This is a genomic window from Fulvivirga ulvae (assembly GCF_021389975.1).
GTDB lineage: Bacteria > Bacteroidota > Bacteroidia > Cytophagales > Cyclobacteriaceae > Fulvivirga > Fulvivirga ulvae.
The window spans coordinates 6,258,034-6,277,492 of the sequence record NZ_CP089981.1; the positions used below are offsets into that span (position 1 = coordinate 6,258,034).

At 44.1% G+C, this 19,459-nt stretch carries 13 protein-coding genes; 5 read left to right on the plus strand and 8 right to left on the minus strand.

What is annotated here, in order from left to right; genetic code table 11:
* Positions 1-91 precede the first annotated feature (91 nt).
* Positions 92-1,111, plus strand: coding sequence for a UDP-N-acetylmuramate dehydrogenase (murB, locus tag LVD17_RS26290; protein ID WP_233762997.1), 1,020 nt, complete (start codon positions 92-94; stop codon positions 1,109-1,111).
* A gap of 22 nt (positions 1,112-1,133) precedes the next feature.
* On the opposite strand, the gene LVD17_RS26295 is transcribed toward murB, so the two are convergent.
* Positions 1,134-1,616 (minus strand): deoxycytidylate deaminase, encoded by a 483-nt coding sequence (locus LVD17_RS26295; protein ID WP_233762998.1) that lies wholly within the window; start codon positions 1,614-1,616, stop codon positions 1,134-1,136.
* 85 nt (positions 1,617-1,701) lie between these two features.
* Between LVD17_RS26295 and LVD17_RS26300 the strand changes: the two genes are divergently transcribed.
* From LVD17_RS26300 to LVD17_RS26315, 4 genes are all read left to right on the plus strand, one after another.
* A complete protein-coding gene (locus LVD17_RS26300; protein WP_233762999.1) occupies positions 1,702-2,250 on the plus strand; it encodes a DUF2911 domain-containing protein in 549 nt (182 codons plus the stop codon).
* Positions 2,251-2,261: 11 nt separating this feature from the next.
* Positions 2,262-2,942, plus strand: coding sequence for a response regulator transcription factor (locus tag LVD17_RS26305; protein WP_233763001.1), 681 nt, complete (start codon positions 2,262-2,264; stop codon positions 2,940-2,942).
* Positions 2,939-4,309 (plus strand): sensor histidine kinase, encoded by a 1,371-nt coding sequence (locus LVD17_RS26310; RefSeq protein WP_233763003.1) that lies wholly within the window; start codon positions 2,939-2,941, stop codon positions 4,307-4,309. The genes LVD17_RS26305 and LVD17_RS26310 overlap by 4 nt, the downstream gene beginning before the upstream one ends.
* A gap of 70 nt (positions 4,310-4,379) precedes the next feature.
* Complete coding sequence (locus LVD17_RS26315; RefSeq protein WP_233763005.1) at positions 4,380-5,252, plus strand: DUF8428 domain-containing protein; 873 nt, start codon at positions 4,380-4,382, stop codon at positions 5,250-5,252.
* 92 nt (positions 5,253-5,344) lie between these two features.
* Here the strand turns inward: LVD17_RS26315 and LVD17_RS26320 are convergent, their stop codons facing one another.
* The 7 genes from LVD17_RS26320 to LVD17_RS26350 all read right to left on the minus strand — a co-directional run bounded on the left by LVD17_RS26320 (position 5,345) and on the right by LVD17_RS26350 (position 19,386).
* On the minus strand, positions 5,345-6,871 hold the full coding sequence (locus tag LVD17_RS26320) for a T9SS type A sorting domain-containing protein (RefSeq protein ID WP_233763007.1): 1,527 nt from the start codon (positions 6,869-6,871) through the stop codon (positions 5,345-5,347).
* A gap of 128 nt (positions 6,872-6,999) precedes the next feature.
* Positions 7,000-7,923, minus strand: coding sequence for a DUF4861 family protein (locus tag LVD17_RS26325; protein ID WP_233763009.1), 924 nt, complete (start codon positions 7,921-7,923; stop codon positions 7,000-7,002).
* An 82-nt stretch (positions 7,924-8,005) separates the two neighbouring features.
* The gene (locus tag LVD17_RS26330; protein ID WP_233763011.1) at positions 8,006-9,481 is read right to left on the minus strand and encodes a glycoside hydrolase family 28 protein; all 1,476 of its coding nucleotides are present in this window, start codon (positions 9,479-9,481) and stop codon (positions 8,006-8,008) included.
* A gap of 99 nt (positions 9,482-9,580) precedes the next feature.
* Positions 9,581-13,453, minus strand: coding sequence for a right-handed parallel beta-helix repeat-containing protein (locus LVD17_RS26335; RefSeq protein ID WP_233763013.1), 3,873 nt, complete (start codon positions 13,451-13,453; stop codon positions 9,581-9,583).
* A 54-nt stretch (positions 13,454-13,507) separates the two neighbouring features.
* Complete coding sequence (locus tag LVD17_RS26340; protein WP_233763015.1) at positions 13,508-14,533, minus strand: pectinesterase family protein; 1,026 nt, start codon at positions 14,531-14,533, stop codon at positions 13,508-13,510.
* Positions 14,534-14,642: 109 nt separating this feature from the next.
* Positions 14,643-16,259: a RagB/SusD family nutrient uptake outer membrane protein gene (locus tag LVD17_RS26345; protein ID WP_233763017.1), complete on the minus strand. Its 1,617-nt coding sequence runs from the start codon at positions 16,257-16,259 to the stop codon at positions 14,643-14,645.
* Between the two features lie 10 nt (positions 16,260-16,269).
* Positions 16,270-19,386, minus strand: coding sequence for a SusC/RagA family TonB-linked outer membrane protein (locus tag LVD17_RS26350; protein ID WP_233763018.1), 3,117 nt, complete (start codon positions 19,384-19,386; stop codon positions 16,270-16,272).
* Positions 19,387-19,459: the final 73 nt, after the last annotated feature.

The window sequence follows — 19,459 nt, forward strand, 5'->3', positions numbered from 1 at the left end:
CTTTGTTTATATCGAGAATACATAATTAATGTATTTTAAATATATTTTTCATACCTACTTTAGCTTGAGATTTCTTTATTTCGCAAGAAGTATGCACATCCAAAAAAACGTATCCCTTAAATCTTTGAATACTTTCGGACTGGAAGCCAATGCGAGAGTATTTGTTGAAGTAAAGTCCATCGACGAATTGCAGGAAACTCTCCGGTCTGAAACTGCCCGAGACAATGACCTGCTTGTTCTTGGCGGTGGTAGTAACGTATTGCTATCCAAAGATTTTAATGGCCTGGTGATTAAAAACAGTATTGATGGCAAGGAGGTGGTTCACGAAACGGATGATTTCGTACTTGTAAAAGTTGGTGCCGGGGAAAACTGGCATAGCTTTGTACTATATGCACTGGAAAACGATTGGGGTGGCATAGAAAATCTTTCTCTTATACCCGGAACCGTAGGTGCAGCTCCCATGCAAAATATAGGTGCGTACGGTGTAGAAATAAAAGAGGTATTTGAAAATTTGCAGGCGGTAAACATCAGTTCCGGCGAGGTTGAAAAGTTCAATAAAGAAGCCTGCCGTTTTGGATATCGTGAAAGTATCTTTAAAAATAAAGTTAAAGGGCAGTACATCATAACACATGTTACCCTGAGGTTGACTAAGAAAAACCATCAAATCAACACTTCTTACGGCGCTATTTCAGAAACTCTGGAAGAAATTAAGGTGAAAAAGCCTTCCATTCAGGATGTCAGCCGTGCAGTAATTAAAATAAGACAAAGTAAGCTACCCGACCCTGCAAAAATTGGTAATGCCGGCAGCTTCTTTAAAAACCCGAGTGTCGATCGTATTCAGTACGAAGAACTAAAAACAGAATATCCGGAAATACCCGGATACGATCTGCCTGACAACTGCGTGAAAGTGCCCGCCGGTTGGCTTATTGAACACTGCGGTTGGAAAGGGGTAACCCGTGGCAATATAGGGGTACATAAAAACCAGGCCCTGGTACTGGTCAATTATGGTGGAGGTAAAGGGGACGAGCTCAGGCAACTTGCTGAAGAGATCAGGTTATCAGTTATCAAAAAATTTGGTATTGAGCTTAATGCTGAAGTGAATATTATCTGACTCCTCCAAATCATCGGCATGATCAGGTAAGGGCGGTAGCGTGAGCAATATTGCCATGATATCTCTCCACCTGAACGCCAAATTTTGTCAGGAAGTCAACCCCTTCATCACTTGCTATGCCCTTATATTCTGCATATGAATTGAGGTAAATCACTTTGCTCACTCCCATGGTGAATATTATTCTCGCACATGCCAGGCAAGGTGCGAGTGTAACGTACAAGGTGGCTCCGTTTACTTCAGTCTTATTCTTAACGGCATAAAGCAATGCATTTTGCTCGGCATGTATAGCCAGCGAGCAGCCGCCCTTTGAGTCTCGCGGGCAGCCCTGATCCGGCCACTGCTCATCGCAATTATGTGTGCCGGCCGGTGGCCCGTTGTAACCAATGGAAATAATGCGCGTGTCTTTGGCCAAAACGGCTCCAACATGTCTTTTTATGCAATGAGACTTTTTGGCCAGATTAACAGCCAGTTCCATAAAAATATCATCGAATTCCGGACGCTCCATGTGGGTCTATCGTTTACTTTGTGCGGTACAATATTTGTTCAGAAGTTGCGTATATTTAACCGCAGATCAAAATCAACGCAAAGTTATGAATTCCAGATTCCGATACCTCACTTTTTTAATTATCTTATTTTCAGCCTTCCAGTCTAATGTTTTTGCACAGGAGGCGGTAACACCCCGCCCTAGTCCCGCAGCAATTGTTACCATGAAATACGATGAGACCTATGTAAAGCTAACTTATAGCCAGCCTCATAAAAGAGGCAGAGATATTTTCGGGGGCCTTGTACCTTATGGCCATGTATGGAGAACAGGCGCCAATGAGGCAACTGAAATAACGCTTACAGGAGATATACTTATGAATGGTGATACATTAAAGACGGGCACTTACTCGATCTTTACCATTCCGCAAAAGAACCAATGGACGCTAATTATCAATGCAGAACTAGGGCAATGGGGTGCTTATAATTATAACAAGGAAGCTGATGTTATGAGGTTTGATGTGCCCACTCAGCACATACAAGGTACGGTATGGGAACCGTTCACCATTACTTTCGAGCAAAAAAACGATACTGCTGACCTCATGATCATGTGGGACCAGACCAGGGTAGCAATCCCAATTCAGTTTTTAAAAGAATAAACACATAAGAAGTGAAAATACTGGTAGTGGAAGATGAGGTGAAGGTCGCCAATCATTTGAAGCAAGGCCTTGAAGAGAATGAGTACGAAGTGGATATTGCCTACGACGGCTCTATGGGTTTAAAACTTTTACACCAGTATAGCTACGACTTACTGATCGTTGATGCAATTTTACCAGGAAAGAGCGGATTTGAAATTTGCCGTGAAATACGCAACAAGGATAACGACATTAAAATCATTATGCTCACCGCACTGGGAACGACTGACGATAAGATAGAAGGGCTCGAATCCGGTGCTGATGATTATATGGTTAAACCTTTTGACTTTCGGGAACTCCTTGCCCGAATTAAGGCCGTAAGCAAACGCAGATCATCTGTAGACAATCCTACCTCCTCAATAAAAGTAGGTGAGCTGGAGCTGAACCTCACAAAAAAGGTTGCCATCCGGAATGGCAGGCAAATAGACCTTACCGCAAAAGAATATATGCTTCTTGAGTTTCTCATGCGCAACAAGGGGCGGGTGCTTTCAAGGCTGGAGATCATTGAAAAGGTCTGGGAGCTTGATTTTGATACAGGTACTAATGTAGTTGATGTCTATGTCAATATACTGCGAAAGAAAATCGACAAGGACTTTGATCATAAACTTATTCACACCCGGGTAGGTATGGGCTACTTTATTGATGACCGGGAATGAATATCAAGTCAAAACTAACCTATCGTCTGCTTATGATGGTAAGCAGCATCTGGCTGGTAGCTTCAATCTCCATATACCTTTCTTCTGCCGGTTACAGGCAAGAAGAGTTTTACCGGCGACTGGAATCGAGAGCCACTACAGCCGCCAGGCTTCTGATTGAATTTGAAGAGGTGGATGCAGAGCTCCTCCGAAAAATTGAATCGGCAAACCCTATTAAGCTACCAAGTGAGCGAATCTCCATTTACGACTATAATAACAATGAAATTTTCAGTACGGACGAAGATAATCTGGTAATCATAACTCCCGAAACTCTGGATAAGATCAGACTGGAAGGTCAGGTGCAATGGAGACAGGAAGAGGTTGAGATTCTTGGGATGCTTTACTCAGATAAATTCGAACGTTTTGTAGTCATCGCGGCTGCACATGATATCTTCGGTAAAAGTAAGCTTGAGAATTTAAGAAATATACTGATCATTGTTTTCTTCCTTTCGATCATTGCAGTAGCTGCCGTCGGCCTGATCTACGCACGCATTGCGTTGCAGCCCATTTCCAAAGTAGTGGATGAGGTGAACACCATAGGTGCCGGGAATCTGGGTACACGGATCAGCGAAGGCAATGGCAGGGATGAGGTAGCTGTATTGGCCATCACTTTTAACAAAATGCTAAGCAGGCTTCAGGATGCATTTAAAAGTCAAAAAGCTTTTATATCAAACGCCTCTCATGAACTGAGGACTCCGCTTACTTCCATGCTCTCCCAGATCGACGTTACACTCCTTAAAGAACGCGAGCAGGCATTTTATATTAAAACCATGACATCTGTTCGCGATGACATCCAGAATCTGGCGGAGCTGACCAATAAACTGTTGCTGCTGGCCCGGACAGAATCATTCACGGAGAGTTTTTCCATGGTAAGGGTAGATTCTATCATGTGGCAACTGGCATCAGAAATAAACGGGGCTCACTCCGATTACAAGATAAAAATATCGTTATCTGAAAAAATAGATGATGAAAAGCAGCTTACCGTGAAAGGCAATGAGCAAATGCTCAGAAGTGTATTCTCTAACCTGATAGATAATGCCTGCAAATTTTCTCCCGATCATGAGGTACAGGTAAGGTTATCGGCCCTGGAAACAGGCATGCTTGAAATAAAATTTCACGACACCGGAATCGGCATACCACAACATGAAATTGACCAGATCATGCAACCCTTTTTCCGGGCAACCAATGCTGTATCCATAAAAGGCCATGGTATAGGCCTCTCTCTGGCAAAAAGGATCATCGATATCCACGAAGGCTCCCTGCGGATAACCTCGGTGGCCGGCAGCGGAACCACAGTGGCCATTACACTTCCAACCAGCATTTTTTAATCTCTTTTTAATTTCATTTTGATCTCTCCTTAATGCCGGCAGCGTTATAGAAGGTATAATTATTTACAAAATGAAAACTTCAAAAGAAAAAATTATTGCCGGCGTGGTTACAGTTATGTTTTTCACTGCCTTGGGGTTTGCGCTCTTTTACTCTTCTGACAACAAAACGTTGAGCAGGAATCTGAAAACGGAGAAATTAAAATCTGAGAAAATGCTCTCTCAAAAGCTGGCCCTTGATAAGGACATATCCAAACTAAAAGCAGATATCAGCAACTATCAGGGCAAAAACAAGCAGATTGATGGTAAATTGGCGGATATGCAGAAAAAGCTGACTCAAAAGGAAAGTGAATTAAGCTCTCTTTTGAAGCAAAAAGCATTGAGTGACTCTAAATATAAAAAGCAGGCCGCAGAGCTTGCCAACTATAAAAAGCAAATGGAAGAGGAGATTACTGCACTTAATGAATCGCTGGCGGATATGAAATTTAAAAATTCATACCTGCAAAACACGGTTGCCACCCTGGAAAAAAACAATGGCGAGCTGAGTAAAAGGAACAGCTTTTTGAATGAGAGTGCAGGTGACAATTATGGAGTTGAAGCCTTGAAGAAAAACCAAAAACTCACCATCAACTCAAAGAAAACCAAAGAGATCGTACTTGGTTTCGATGTTCCTGCTTCTCTCGCCCATAACCTGACATTAACCATCATTACTCCCGATGGTAAAAAAGCAAGCAGTGCGAACTCCAAAGAGGTCAGCTATACGATTATAGATAAAGCTGAACCCCTTTTACTGGCTTCTACTAACATGATGGCGGATGCGGGCACAAACTCTAAACGAGTCGCACTCTCCTATAAGCCTGCTGAGAAGTTTAAAAAAGGTGTTTACAAGATAGACATCTACCATCAGAGCACTTACCTGGGCAGTACACAGATCAAACTGAAGTAAGGAGAAGGATTTTTTCGCAGGTAAAGGGCCGCTCTCTTAAATTTAAGAGACGGCCCTTTTGTATTTTAATAACTACCCGGCCGGCAGGCGCATTACTTAATTACTATCTTAACAGTTTTCAGGTAAGTATTAGAGCTTATGTTCAGCAGATAAATCCCGCTCTCCATCCCTGTGGTGCCCACTGTTGCCGCCTGTTCAAAATTTCCTTTCGCCACAACCAGCCCGTTTGCTGTCTGTATCTCCCAAACTTTATTGCTCAGGTCCTGCCCAAGTACAGTGAACGAGTCACCCGACCTTACAGGATTTGGTGATACAGCCAGATACACTTCCGGATTATTATAATCTACCGTTATTAAACCTTTGTATTCGAACGTACCATCTAAATCAGTCTGCCTGAGCCTGTAATAGGTAGTACTGTTCAAGGGCACTTCATCAACCCAATGATACCTCCTTAAATCATCTGTGGTTCCCGATCCGGACACCTTACCTGCGTATTCAAAGAGTTGCCCGTCTAAAGATATTTCTATAGTAAAGTAATCGTTGTTAAGTTCAGAGGCAGTCATCCAGTTCAGTATCACATGGCCATCCACAAGGTCGTAGTCGAACTCCACCAGGGTAACCGGCAATACACATCCGTTTCCACAGCACCCATCAGAGCATGGAGCACCTATACCTCCAAAATCATCGGTAATCGTCCCTCCTACAATGAGCGAGCCATTGGGTATATCTATGGTGGCCGCCTGATCATTGGTCAGGTCATTGGTGATGGCAAGCGTTCCTCCTCCATCAATATTAATGTCACTGCCATAATCATTATTTAAGCTACCTCCAACGCTCACATTTGACCCGTCAATGTTAACATAACCTGCTGTAACTTCTCCACCGGAGCTATACCCGTTATTAAAGTCACCTCCTATGATGAAAGTAGAGTTATTTTGCACATCCAGCAAGGCATGATAGTCATTGTTAAAATCACCGGACACAATTACCGTACTGTTGTCTACCATAAGGTGAGACTGATCTTCAGTAATAAGATTGCCATTGGATAACGTGAGCGAGCCTCCATTTTGAACGATGGTCTCTGCCTCGAAATCATTAATAAAATTGCCTGAGGAAATATCAAGCGATGAGTTGTCAATAGTAAGGCTCGTGCCATTGTCATTTTCGAAGTTTCCGGCGGTCACGGTGAATGAGGTGCCGTTCAGGAGGCTCAAAGTGGACGTAAAATTGTTCAGGCTGGTACTGGCACCTCCATTGTTGCCCACGGTAACAGTAACATTTGAAAAAGTAAAAGATGTTGAAGTCCTGACATTATTGTAAAATCTCCCGGCAACATCAAGGGTGCCACCACCCGATACACTAAGTGTACCTACCATATACCCGGTTTGCAGATCTCCAAGTACAGTAACGGTCACTCCGGGGTTGATCACCAAGGATGCTGCACTCAATAAAGATAAGTTTCCGGTAATAGTGATATCAGTACTGATAGTACATGCGCCTGTCACGGCCAGGTCACCGGATGAATAACCTGCTGTGCATTGGGCATGCCCTTTGCCACCTATACATGTAAAGGCAAGTATAGATACCGCCGCAAGCATAGAGCGGCATAGTTTCTTCATATGTTTCACGGAATTTTAGTTGATAAGCGTTGATAATGTTTTAGTTAGTTATGGCTTGTTGTTTAAACAACATTTTTGAATGCAGTAATATATGCAATTATGATAATACAAAAAAGTCCTTCTTTAATTTAAAGCTTACCGTTTTTATCCAATTGATCAAGATTATTATCAAGGTGCCTAACAAATTCCTTCTCATTTTTAATTGCGTCTTTTTCCTGACTCCACGCTCCCATAAAATAATATGTAACCGGCCCATCGGTAGGATTAAACACTACCAAATGGTCATGATCACCTTCGGTAACCTCCCTGGCATCAGACTTTTTGTAGAAAATGGCCATCCCAAGCTGATCCTGATCACGGACAAGGGTTTGGGCTCCATAGGTGGCAATATAACCCCACTCCTGTCCTTCTTTTTTCATCAGTGGAATGTCGTCAAACTTAACGATACCCGTACAAATACCCGGAATGGCTTTGGAAGGATCAAGGGATACCTCTGTATACCTGCCCTCCGGATAGATAGTCAGCCGGGTGGCCAGGTCAACAGTATCAGCACCGGACTGCCAGTCCTTATAGTCGATTTCCACGGAAGAGCTACTCGCTGTATTGCTGATTTTAGCCATTGTTTTAGACACTTTTTGAAAATGGACCACGGAGTCATCCAAAAGTCGCCCGTACGAACCAATGCCCAGGGATTTTCCTACCTTCAGGATATCCTGCCCCCAATCAGCACTTTCATGGTACGAATCAAAGCCGTCCTGGCCTACATGGCTTAGTACCACAGTATCCACCTTCTTACCAAAGATATCGATGGCATTTCTCCAGTCGAGGTATAACCGGTAACCTACCCGGCTATTTTCCCATCCGGGGCCTTCATACCTGAGATAATAGGAATGATCAGCAAGTCCTTCGGGCCACTCAAATTCGGTTATGTTTTTGAATTGTCCGCCTTCATAGCTACCCTCCTTCCATGCTCCGCCCTCTTTTACGGAAAGCTCCGCATAAGTCCCGGAAGCAGATACTCCGGAAGTTGAAGTTTCAGCGGAGATGTTCATTTTATTTTCGGTCTTATCCGTCTTGCAAGACAGAAAACCACATACTGGTATTACAGCAATCAAAAGTTTGTTTATCATCACGTTATTCATATTTGGTACCATTTATTGTTGTATTTATAAATTGAACCGGGTCAGAATTCTCTACTGAAACCGGTTCAGTAACCTTTTGGATATGCACATTTGTAAGCGAAACATCCTTTACCGGGTTTGCTTCCCTTCCGTTAATCAATACGCCATATTTTCCACCATCCTCTACGTAGATATCTTCCAGATGAATACCCTTAATGTAAGGCATAAATTCACCTTCCTGATTGGCATAAGTACCGTAGTGGGTGTTAATTTTCAAAACAGCTTCTTTCACCTGGCCTATTTTGATATTCCTGAAGTAAACATTTTCGACAAATCCACCTCTAAGGGTGTTTGTTTTTATTCTAAAAGCCCTGTCAAGGTTAGGACTGTCCATGCTGCAATTTCTTACATATACATTTTTTATTCCCGCCGACATTTCGCTACCCATTACCACGCCGCCATGCCCGTCTTTCATTTTACAATTTTCAATGACTATATTTTCACTGGGTATATTGACCCTTCTGCCCTCCCAGTTTCTTCCTGATTTTATAGCTATGCAGTCATCGCCCGTATCAAAAGTGCAGTTGGCAATGTATACGTTTTTGGAATATTCCGGGTCGCAGCCGTCATTGTTAGGCCCGTGACTTATAATGGTTACTCCATCAATGATTATATCCCTGGACTTGATCGGGTGCAATACCCAAAACGGAGCATTCGTGAAGGTTACACCTTGTACCTGTATACGCTCGCACTCAAAGGGTTGAAAGAATGAAGGTCTGAGTTGGTGCCCTTCACCAAAGACCCGCAACGCAACAGGAACGTTATCTTCACTCATTTTCCACAACCGGGGCAAATTATGTTCGTCCTGCTGCTTAGGGGTTCCTTCTCTATATCCATAAACATCCTTTCCACACCACCGCCACCAGTTGTTGTTGCCAGCTTGCCCATCGAATGTGCCCTGACCTGTAATGGCTATATTTTTTTGCTTATATGCATAAATAAGGGGAGAATAATTCATGAGTTCAATCCCTTCGTAAGAGGTATGCACCACGGGTAAATAGGCTTTTTGATCAGTGGTAAAGAGAATTACTGCTCCACTTTCCAGATGCAGGTTTACATTACTTCTCAGATGGATCGGGCCAGTGAGAAATTTACCTTCAGGTACTACAACTTTTCCTCCACCTGCCTCAAAACAGCTTTTTATAACCTTCGCCAAAACTTCAGAATTATCAAAAGAACCGTCCCCTATGGCACCGTAGTCCATTATATTGAATGAGGTGTCGGCAAAGTGGGGGGCAGGAATACTACTGATAATCTTATCTGCCTCTGCAAACGGATCAGCCATTGGCTGCTCATTGTTTTCAGGCTGCTCTTCGTTGGTCTTCTGTCTTTCGTTGTTACATCCGGCCAGAATACTCCCAAGAAAAAGTGCGCATAGTAAAAATACCTGATCAATTTTTCCAATGTTGCTAAGGCTTATCCGCGTCATACTTTCTAAAATCATTTTAATACAAGTCCATAAATGAAGTCGTCTCAGGAACCTTTAAAAAGCTCCTGAGACATACCTCACTCATCCATAAAATTATTTCTACTGAACAATCAATCTTATTTTTTTCAAACTACGTTTTGCATTTTGCATACTCAATATGTAAATACCATTTTTCAATTTATCATTTTCATAGGTGATCGTGTTAATCCCCTTGCTGTAACGGGCATCTCCAAACTCGCCCACTATCCTTCCTCTCATATCATAAAGTTTAAATGACAGATATTCATCATTCTGCGTACTAAAAGTTATAGATACGGCACCTCTGAAAGGATTAGGGTAAGCTTCAAAACGAGTTAAAGCACTAGCATCAGATTTGGAGGACTGGCTACCTGCCCTGGCAACTTCGGAAGAAAGGACGGAAATCTTCCCGACTCCCACATTGGCAGGAACAACCGACGCAACGGTGCTGACATCATCCACCGAATACTGGTATGGCAGTGTTGATGAATTCCACCAGTCACAACCTGTCTGAGAAATTTCCACATCACCGGTTGAGCCGGTAAACAGGTTGCCGCTTTCGCAGATATATCCGTTCGGCATGCCATCAACGGGGAACTTATCAGTGGTCATGGGCAACTTTACGTTGTTGTAGTGACAGCCCTCCACCAGTACGTGAGCCCCTATGCGGGCAGCAATGCCATAATCACCAATGCCATCGAAGTAGTTATTGTACATATGAATAGCTCCGTACCTGATACTTGGGTTCCGGCCATCAGTATTTTGGAAATAGTTATGGTGATAGGTGATCTTCATCTGGCTGTCAGTGGCCTGCTGACCTGAATTATTGGTATGCCCTATCAGTGAACATTTCATATGGTCATGCAGGTAGCACCACGACACTGTCACGTACCTGGATCCTTTCTTGATATCCAAAAGGCCATCATATGTATCTACACCTATACCATCGCCAATCTGACTATGAAGTTCACAGTGATCAATCCAAACATGGCTGCAACCATCAATGGTAAGTGCATCGTTAGGGTAAAGCACCTCTCTGATCTTGAGATTTCTGACGATCACATTATTATAATCCCTGATATTGAGCCCTATATTTTGCAACTCTGCCGTGCTTCCCAGTCCGAGGATCGAGATGTTTGCGCCTCTTTTGATAGTAATCAAAGTACTGGATGACGAGCTTATCCTGCCATTGATATATACAATTTCGGCATTGTAGTTATCCTCACGGGAAGCCGCCCATGCCTCTAACTCTGCCAGGTTGCTGATGGTTATTACGTTGCCTCCTTCGCCACCTGTAGTTGTGGATATCCCATCGCCGGGTACAGTCGCAAAGCCTGTCATGGTACTGTTATCTACATTTCCTGCCCCGGCAGGTCTGGCCCCTGCGGCATTTGAGTTCACAAAATCTCCATTAGCGTCTCTGCCTTTGATCCAGTAATAGTATTGGGTACCATTGCTGACTGCCTCATCGTTGTAGCTGTTAACACCGGCATTTACCACGGCAATTCGAACACGACCTGAAGGGTCGCTGTCTGTATCACGGTAGACCTCCTGACCATAGCCACTGCCCAAATCGTTAGAAGCCCATGACAGGGAAACCTGCCCGTCACCTGCCGATGCTGTCAGGTTGACGGAAGCTGCCGAGCTGGTACATGAGGCTGCCGAAACAGAAGGTCCTGTAATCTGTAAATAGTCAATATTTCCCAGGCCACCACTCGTAGTTGATACTATAGTGATGTCATTGGTTCCGCTCGCCAGGTTGATGTTGGCGGAAGTAGTTGCCCATGAAGTCCAGGCACCTGTAGCCGGCATACTCAGGCCCGAAATCACTATGCTTCCATTGACCAGTATATTGGCCGATCTGTCAGAAGTTGAACCATTGGCATACCGTATCTCTATACCAGCCTGTCCGGCAGAAGCATTAACTTTATACTGGACACCGCTACCGGAAACATTCTCAGTATCAGCGAAACCTGACCCGGTGTATCCGCTATGTATGTTGTCTACCATCCCGTCGACGGCACAGAAGCCTGTTTCATTTTCTTGTAAAGCTATAACGTCATCATTGTCCTGCGGGGGGGTACTATCCCCGCCTCCGAATTCTATCCAGTCGATGTCGGCACTCTCACCATCTGCATTAGTGATTAGTGTTATGGTATTATTTCCTGATGCCAGACTGGCGGTGAAGGCAGTAGTTGCGAACTCACTCCCAGCAGTTTCCGGCAAAGACACTGTCTGACGATTACCATTCACATCTATATCCACGGATGGATTCATAGACGCCTTTCTGGTGTATCTCACAGTAATAGTGTATTGCGATGAAGATGTGGATGAATAATTCCAGACAATCCGCTTGTCGGGGTCATTGCTTAAATTAATGGCCTGTCCATTGTCAGCATTAGCATATGACTTTATTGAACCGTCAAAAGATATCAAACGCGAATCAGTATCTTCAATGCGATCGCCATCGCCTGTTGGAGGAGGCACATTCTGGGTAAACACGGCAGTAACTGATTTATCAGAGTTCATGACAATGGAAACCGTTGTATTGCTTCCACTGGCATCGCCCGTCCAGTTACTGAAAGACCAGCCCTGGGCAGGTGTAGCAGTCACTGTAGCTGTGGTACCTTCATCATAAGTGCCTGCACCTGAAACAGAACCAGAGCCGGATACACTGGTAGTCAGGGTATAGGTATCTCCAGATGGCGGAGGAGTTGACCCTCCGTATTCAATAGCTCCCAGGTCAGGCGCAGAACCATTGGAACTTACACCGGACACGCTGCACCCGTTATCGATAAGTGCACTTGAAGAAGCAAGATTCAAAAAGCCATTTGAAGTTGGATTGGAGTTTGGCCCCGGGTTCAGGGTCTGAAAATCGGAAGAGCCGGCAGTAATAGTCCAGTTGGTATCAGTATCGTCCAATGCATTACATGACAGCGACGCATCCCCTACGATTCTATCCGTGTGTCCACCGTTTAGGGTGACACAATTTCTGAATGTATGGGAGGCATTGTCTCTTGTGTGATAGTTATATCCGACGTTGTTGTAAGAGGTAAGGTTGTAGAATTTAATATTCCCTACGTTACCATTGTCGGTAAAGCCATGCTTGCCATTATTGTAAGCAATACATCTGCGCAGTTCATGGTCGATATTATGGGCGGAAGATCCCAGTTTGAAGCCATTCTTATCACCACCACCTGAGGTGGTGCCATCGGTAAGTGTACCGTTGTTATGAGCAATACAATTTTCAAATAATATTTTGCCAATCGGTCCGGTGTCGGACTTGGTGTAAAGATCCCAGCCATCATCAATGTTATGATGTGATACACAATTGCGGAAGACATTTCCTGTACCCGAAGTTAGTTTTGCTGCAAACCCGTCTGCATCTTCATTATCAGGGTCCTTATTGTCATAAGCCTCACAGCCAATGATAAGGTTGTTGGAGGGCCATTGGCTGATACTTGTAGCGCTGGTATTGTACCGGCTCAGTTGAAGGCCGGTATCATTGTTTCTCCTGAAGATACAGTTTTCAATGATATTGTTATTCCCTGATAACAGCATACCATTGTCACCTGCCCTTTCTATGGTTATACCTTTCCAGTGCCAGTAATCACCATCCAGCACAACTCCACGGTTAGAGGAGCTTACCGAATTGTTAAACTGTAAAATGGGGTTCTCTCCCGAATAGGCAAAAACATAAATTCTTGCGCTTGAGCTTCCGTTCTTGGTTATCACAAAAGGTGATGCGGACATTACATGCACGCCTCCTCGCAGGTAAATATAATCTCCTGCCGAAGCTTCACCTACAGCCTTTTGAAGGGTTGCGAACGGACTTGAAACTGATGTTCCCGAGTTGGAATCACTTCCATTGGTGGCCACGTAGTAGTCGGTTCCCGTGGAGGTGGTCCATGAGAGAGCCAATAAGAGTGCTACTATTAGCGTCTTGTTTTTCATAGGATATGGGGTTTAGGTAAAATGAAATAATTATTCTATAGCCACATAGACAGTTTATTTGGTTTTGGTTTTAGTTAATAAATACCATGGCTCTTCCGACATGGCGGTTCCGGTTCCGAGTATATTGTCAAGGTTGTATTTCGTTGCTTCAGCAGCAGTAAGCTGATGAGACCATGAAACCCTGGCCTCAGGTTTATACCCTGGCCCGGTACAGTTATATTCAGCATAAAATGCATCATTGGCCTCCTCTCCTGACCAGCTGCTCCATCCCTCAGCGACCACATGATCTCCAATGGCTGTTTCCACAAAAACAGTTTTGGCATATTTCCTCCATGGCCGCCCCAGGTAGACCTTGTTTACCTGTTCATCTGCAGTAAGGGTGCAGTGCATAAAGACGTACCCGAAGGGTTCATTTTGTGGTGTTGAAGCAGCGGTTATATAAGAATCGGCTTTGCTATGGATGGTGCAATTGGTGAATAAGACGGTGGCATTGCCAAATATAAAATCGGTCGTTCCCTCGATATGGCAGCGATCAAAATACTGACGAAAACCTTCTCCGGAGGTATACAGGGTATCCTGATTACCTTCAATATTACAGTTTTCAATTACCACCTTGTTCGCATTTACAGAGAGTGCTATGGCCTGCCCTACATTACCGGCGGTATTTTGAATAGTAAGGTTAGAGGCATAAAAGTTATTCCCCTCTACAGCCAGAGTTGCCGTATGGAAGGTACTGTTTCTTCCCTGGTCTATCCGCTTAAAATGGTCATCGTAGGCAATGATGGTTTTCTCCTTGTCTTCACCGATCAATGACACATGAGGGTTCCAGGCATATATCCTGACTTTTTCCCGGTAAATACCATTCTTGATTTTGATAATTACTCTCTGGTATGGAAATGCCTTTGAGCTGTTTATGGCCTCTTGTATGCTGGTATAGTCTCCGCTACTATCCAGGGCAACTACCTTATAATAATCAGATGCCAGGATTTTGGGTATCCCATTTGCTCCGGCAGTCGCTACAGCTATGAAACAAAAGCTCAGCCAACACCATATCCAGGTTAATTTCACTTTATATATCATTATCAAGCATTATTTTTTCCGGGAGTGTTATATCCGGGCAAATGAACCTGGTGCTAGCAGCATCTTCATGATCCATCTGCCCGAAAAACCTATCAACTATTAACAGATATTACTGATACGCCGGATTCTGGGGAAAATCCCTGTTTTGATTTAAATCGAGAGCTTCCTGGGGAATTGGCCTTAAGATCTTCAACTCTCCGTTTGAGCCGATGAAGTTGCTTTCTTCTATGAGGTAGTGATGCTTCGAAGCGCGCTCTACCAGTTTCCCGGTACGTTTAAGGTCAAACCAGCGATGATACTCTCCCAGCAATTCGCGTCCTCTTTCATCAAGAATGTAATCGATGTCAAATTCTGCAAGTATGGCATCAGTTACTCCGGCTCTCCGTCTCACTTCATTTAACCTGAGTAGCCCGGTGCCAGGATCGCCACCCTGCAAATAAGCTTCAGCTGCTATTAAATAAGTATCTGCCAATCGTGACAGAATAATATCCCTGGAGCTTACCCTGCCATCACCAAACAGTGCTTTGGGATCATCAAACTTTCTAACCGGAATGGTTTCGTAATCAAAGTTTCTGCTGACCGAGGGCACATAGATACCATATGGGTGGAACTCTGCCTCCGGATGAGCTGCTTCATAAGCTGCCTGATCATCAGCACTGCTGGCCCATTTGGGAGCATAATACTCGGTAACTGTAAGTGAACTATGATCTTCCACATCATAGAAGTCATAATAACGGGCATAGACCTCGGTCATAAACGTACCTTCCCATCGTTGATCGCCTTCCTCGAAAAGATCTATGGCAAATTGAGTCGGACATAAGGTATAGGTTCTGTAAGGAGCATCCCCGGCGACCTCAGAACCGCCAAGATAAGAGCTGAAAAAGCTGGCCTGCATATGGCCAAGCTCAGTGGGGTCTGCGCTAATGGATGCCTGGTCAAACTGAACTGAAAAGATCACCTCTTCATTCATTTCATTGCCTGGAGCCCAAAGTTCTCCGAAGGGAATGGTCAGCCCCTGGCCTGCTATGGCATTGTCAGCATAAGTAGCAGCTTTTGAAAAGTCATCTGAAGCGCCAAAGGTCTCATAGCCTCTGGTAAGGTGTACCTTGGCCAGAAGGTGCTCTACGGCACGCCTGGTTACTCTTCCGTCATACGCACCGGAACCAATAGCCTGAAGCGAAGCTTCAAGCTCTGAGATTATAAACACATATATCTCCTCAGCACCATTGCGATCAAAAGAGAGCTCAGGACTTGAAATGTAGTCTTCAATAAGGCTTACACCACCATAGGTTTGGACAAGCAGGAAGTATGCATTGGCTCGCAGATACCTGACCTCAGCCAGCCGTTGGTTAAAGGTACTGGTTTGCTCTGTCAGGTCGCCATAGTACAGTGCCATATTAGCTACTTGTATTGCTTTATAACATGCGTTGTACAGGTCTGCCACTCCCTCGGACGACGCTGTCAGTTGAGTATATTGACTCAGGCCGGGAGGTTCCTGATCTCTACCCTCTGCGTAGAGGTCCGTTCCTGAACAGAAAATATAAGCTTCGCCACCATAAATCTCCCGCAACTGGGAATAATTGGCGTTTACCAGCGACTCAAAACCCTCCTCTGTTACATAAAAGTCCTCAGCGGTTACGTTTGACTTATTTTCCTCCTCAAGAAAATCGCTGCATGACGATAAAATTATAGTGAGGAGCCCAAGTATTATTATTAAGTTTTTCATCTCTCTCATTTTAAAATTTTACACTTACGCCAAACTGATAGGTGATTGAGCTTACACGCCCGATGTTAAAATCAGCCGCAGCCCATTCAGGGTCATATCCATCGTAATCTGTAAATACAAATGGATTTAAAATATTGGTGTAGACACGACAACTTTGTAGTCCCAGCTTGTTGGTCAGGCTATTCGACAAGGTGTAACCTAAAGCTATGTTTTTGACTTTTACAAAAGATGCGTCTCTATAGTAACCCACACCGTCATTTATCCAATATGAACCTTCATTTCTGGGCTGCGGATAGCTGTTTGAGTATTGTGCCTGCAGTCCTGCATCGTTGGCTGGCACATACCAGTCTATATCAAGTTTTTGTCTTCCTCTGTCCCGGGTATCAGTAAAATTTGCGTGAAAAGGGCTGTACACAAATACCCCCTGATTGGTGATCAGCGAGGCCGACAGATCAAAATTACCTACTGTTAAGCGCGAGAATACACTCCCTGTCCAGTCTGGATTGGATGAGCCTAGGATAACCCGGTCTATATCCGGGTCATACTCGCCGTTGTCATCTACGTCCAGCAGCTTCTCCTGACCTTCCTTCATTCCATATTCAGCGGCTTGGGTGGCTTCATTGGCCTGCCATATCCCTATGAATTTATAGTTGTAATGTGCATCAATGGATTCACCTATGAAAAGGCCATTCCCTACATCATCAGCTTCATCCTGTCCATAGATGGATTTGATCTCATTGGTGTTTTTTGTAAAAGTAAAAGTGGTCTCCCACGAAATCTTTTGACTTTTAATATTGGTTGTGGTTAGCGCTACCTCCACTCCTTTATTGCTTACAGAACCGACATTAGCCCTGATCGTTTCCCAGCCGGACTCACGGGGCAACTGCTGCTCCAACAGCAACTCATCAGACAAACGGTCATAGACATCCAGGCTACCGGTAATTCTGTTTCCAAGCAAGCCGAAATCGAACCCTACGTTAAGCTCTTTGGTTTTCTCCCATCCCAGTGCTTTATTAGCAAGCGATGCCGGCAGCCAGCCATTGGCATTAGTGCCGTTAAAGTCGTAGTAAGTTTGAAGGTCCAGGCCGTTTTGCGTAGAATATGGTGCTATGATGTTGTTTCCCGTAAAGCCATAACTCACCCTTAATTTCAGATTAGTTACTACCGTGAGATCGGTCATAAAAGCTTCCTCGCTGATCCTCCATGCTACTGCACCCGACGGGAAGCTATCCCACCGGTTAGACTCTGATAAAAGCGAAGAGCCATCCCATCGATTCGATAGCGTCAGCAGGTACCTTTCCCTGAAAGAATAGTTCACACGAATAGCGTATGAGCTTAATGTTTGCTTTGAAAAACCTGACCCCAGAGCGTACGTTCCCTGATCTCCGGACCCCAGGTTGTAGAAACTGGTATTAAATGGCATATACCTGGAACTTGCCAGTGAAGTCTCGGTACTGCTATAAAATATACTTTGTAATCCAAGCACACTGACCGTGTGATCTTCACCAAAATTACGATTTATGTTGAACTGGTTGTCCCAGGTGTAATTGAAATTCTCTGCTTTTGAAACTTCAGCAGATGCAAGATCACGGTTATTTACCCCGGTATTAGTTTCAGCACCCCATGATTTACCCCTTCTGGAAAGGTCGGCACCGCCTGACAGTGTGGACTTAAAACTAAGCCACTCCAAAGGATAATATTGTACGAATATACTTCCCACACCGTTCCACCTTCTTATATTATCAACAGAATTCTCAATTTCTAAAATGGGATTGTATGTACTTGTTTTGTTGATCAGAAAGTTTCCTTCAGCATCAACCAGCTTTCCGGGCAGAGGGAATAATTCACCATCTAATCCATAAGGCGTAAGAAAAGGATTAAGCCTGAAAGCTTCTCTCATAGCCAGATCACTTCCCAGAGCCTGTTCTGTTAAGGCAACAGTGAAGTTTGCACCGGTTGAAAACTTCTCGTTGATGTTATTGGTCAGTCCAAACTTAAACGTGTACTTGTCCAGTGATTCGTTCTCGATATTACCCGTTTCATTTTGAAAGCCAAGTCCAAGATTGTAAGAGATACCATTGCCGGAAGTTCCGGAAGCTGACAGGTAATGGTTTTGCTGAATGCCGGTTTTGAGCACAGCGTCATACCAGTCAAATGCATCATTGTTGTTGGCTCTTTCCTCCAACAAGCTGTTACCAGTACCAATTACAGCATCGTAGAGGGTCTGCTCCGTAACCGTACCGGTATCCGGATCTTCCTTGGCTGTAGCCAGGTAAGCAGACTGGTGATAATACCACCACTTTTCCCCGCTCATCATTTCAGGTAAGCGTGCCGGGTCCTTTATTCCTACAAAGCTGTCAAAAGAAAAATTAACACCAGGTTTGGCTGTTGCACCGCTTTTAGTAGTAACAATAATTACTCCGTTCGACCCCCTGGAGCCATAAATCGCAGTAGACGAAGCATCTTTCAATATATCAATCCTGTCAATATCCTGCGGGTTCAGAAAATCAATTCCATCTGTAGGAACACCATCCACAACATATAATGGGTCGGCATCCGAACTCATTGAGTTTTTTCCTCTTATGACAATATCGAAGCCATCTCCTATCCGGCCTGTAGAGTAAGATATCTGCACTCCGGCTACATTCCCCTGAATAGCTTCTACCGGATTGGTAAAATTCCGTTCGGTAATGCTCCCGCCCTCGATACTGCCCACTGAACCGGTAACATCTGATTTCTTCTGTTCGCTGTAACCAATCACCACCACCTCATTGAGCGTCTCGGAGTCCACTTCCATAGATACATCAATGGAAGACCTGCCGTTGACAGCTACCTCTTTATCAGCAAAGCCAATATAAGTCATCAATAGGCTGGCATTCTCAGTAGTTAACTGTAGCGTATAAGTACCATCATAATTAGTAATGGTACCGTTGACAGAGCCACTTATAGTGGAGAGTTCCACAATGTTGACACCTGGCAAAGGGGCCTGGGTTTCCGCGTCAATCACGGTGCCTTTTACCGTGAGTCCTTTTTGTGCAAATATCTGACTTCCTGTAAATAGGGTCAGAAGGATAATAAATGATGCGAGCCAGTTACCGGGCTTCATCATTAGAAAGTTGGTTTTCATAGGTTAAGTTGTTTTATTTCAGGTTATTACGCATTCATCATCCTTTTGATCAATATCAAATTTTGCAGGAATA

What these genes read in the sequence shown, in the direction of transcription:
- murB (WP_233762997.1), top strand. Translation starts at nt 92, where the DNA reads ATGCACATCCAAAAAAACGTATCCCTTAAATCTTTGAATACTTTCGGA.
- LVD17_RS26295 (WP_233762998.1), bottom strand. Translation starts at nt 1,616, where the DNA reads ATGGAGCGTCCGGAATTCGATGATATTTTTATGGAACTGGCTGTTAAT.
- LVD17_RS26300 (WP_233762999.1), top strand. Translation starts at nt 1,702, where the DNA reads ATGAATTCCAGATTCCGATACCTCACTTTTTTAATTATCTTATTTTCA.
- LVD17_RS26310 (WP_233763003.1), top strand. Translation starts at nt 2,939, where the DNA reads ATGAATATCAAGTCAAAACTAACCTATCGTCTGCTTATGATGGTAAGC.
- LVD17_RS26315 (WP_233763005.1), top strand. Translation starts at nt 4,380, where the DNA reads ATGAAAACTTCAAAAGAAAAAATTATTGCCGGCGTGGTTACAGTTATG.
- LVD17_RS26320 (WP_233763007.1), bottom strand. Translation starts at nt 6,871, where the DNA reads ATGAAGAAACTATGCCGCTCTATGCTTGCGGCGGTATCTATACTTGCC.
- LVD17_RS26325 (WP_233763009.1), bottom strand. Translation starts at nt 7,923, where the DNA reads ATGAACATCTCCGCTGAAACTTCAACTTCCGGAGTATCTGCTTCCGGG.
- LVD17_RS26330 (WP_233763011.1), bottom strand. Translation starts at nt 9,481, where the DNA reads ATGACGCGGATAAGCCTTAGCAACATTGGAAAAATTGATCAGGTATTT.
- LVD17_RS26335 (WP_233763013.1), bottom strand. Translation starts at nt 13,453, where the DNA reads ATGAAAAACAAGACGCTAATAGTAGCACTCTTATTGGCTCTCTCATGG.
- LVD17_RS26340 (WP_233763015.1), bottom strand. Translation starts at nt 14,533, where the DNA reads ATGATATATAAAGTGAAATTAACCTGGATATGGTGTTGGCTGAGCTTT.
- LVD17_RS26345 (WP_233763017.1), bottom strand. Translation starts at nt 16,259, where the DNA reads ATGAAAAACTTAATAATAATACTTGGGCTCCTCACTATAATTTTATCG.
- LVD17_RS26350 (WP_233763018.1), bottom strand. Translation starts at nt 19,386, where the DNA reads ATGAAAACCAACTTTCTAATGATGAAGCCCGGTAACTGGCTCGCATCA.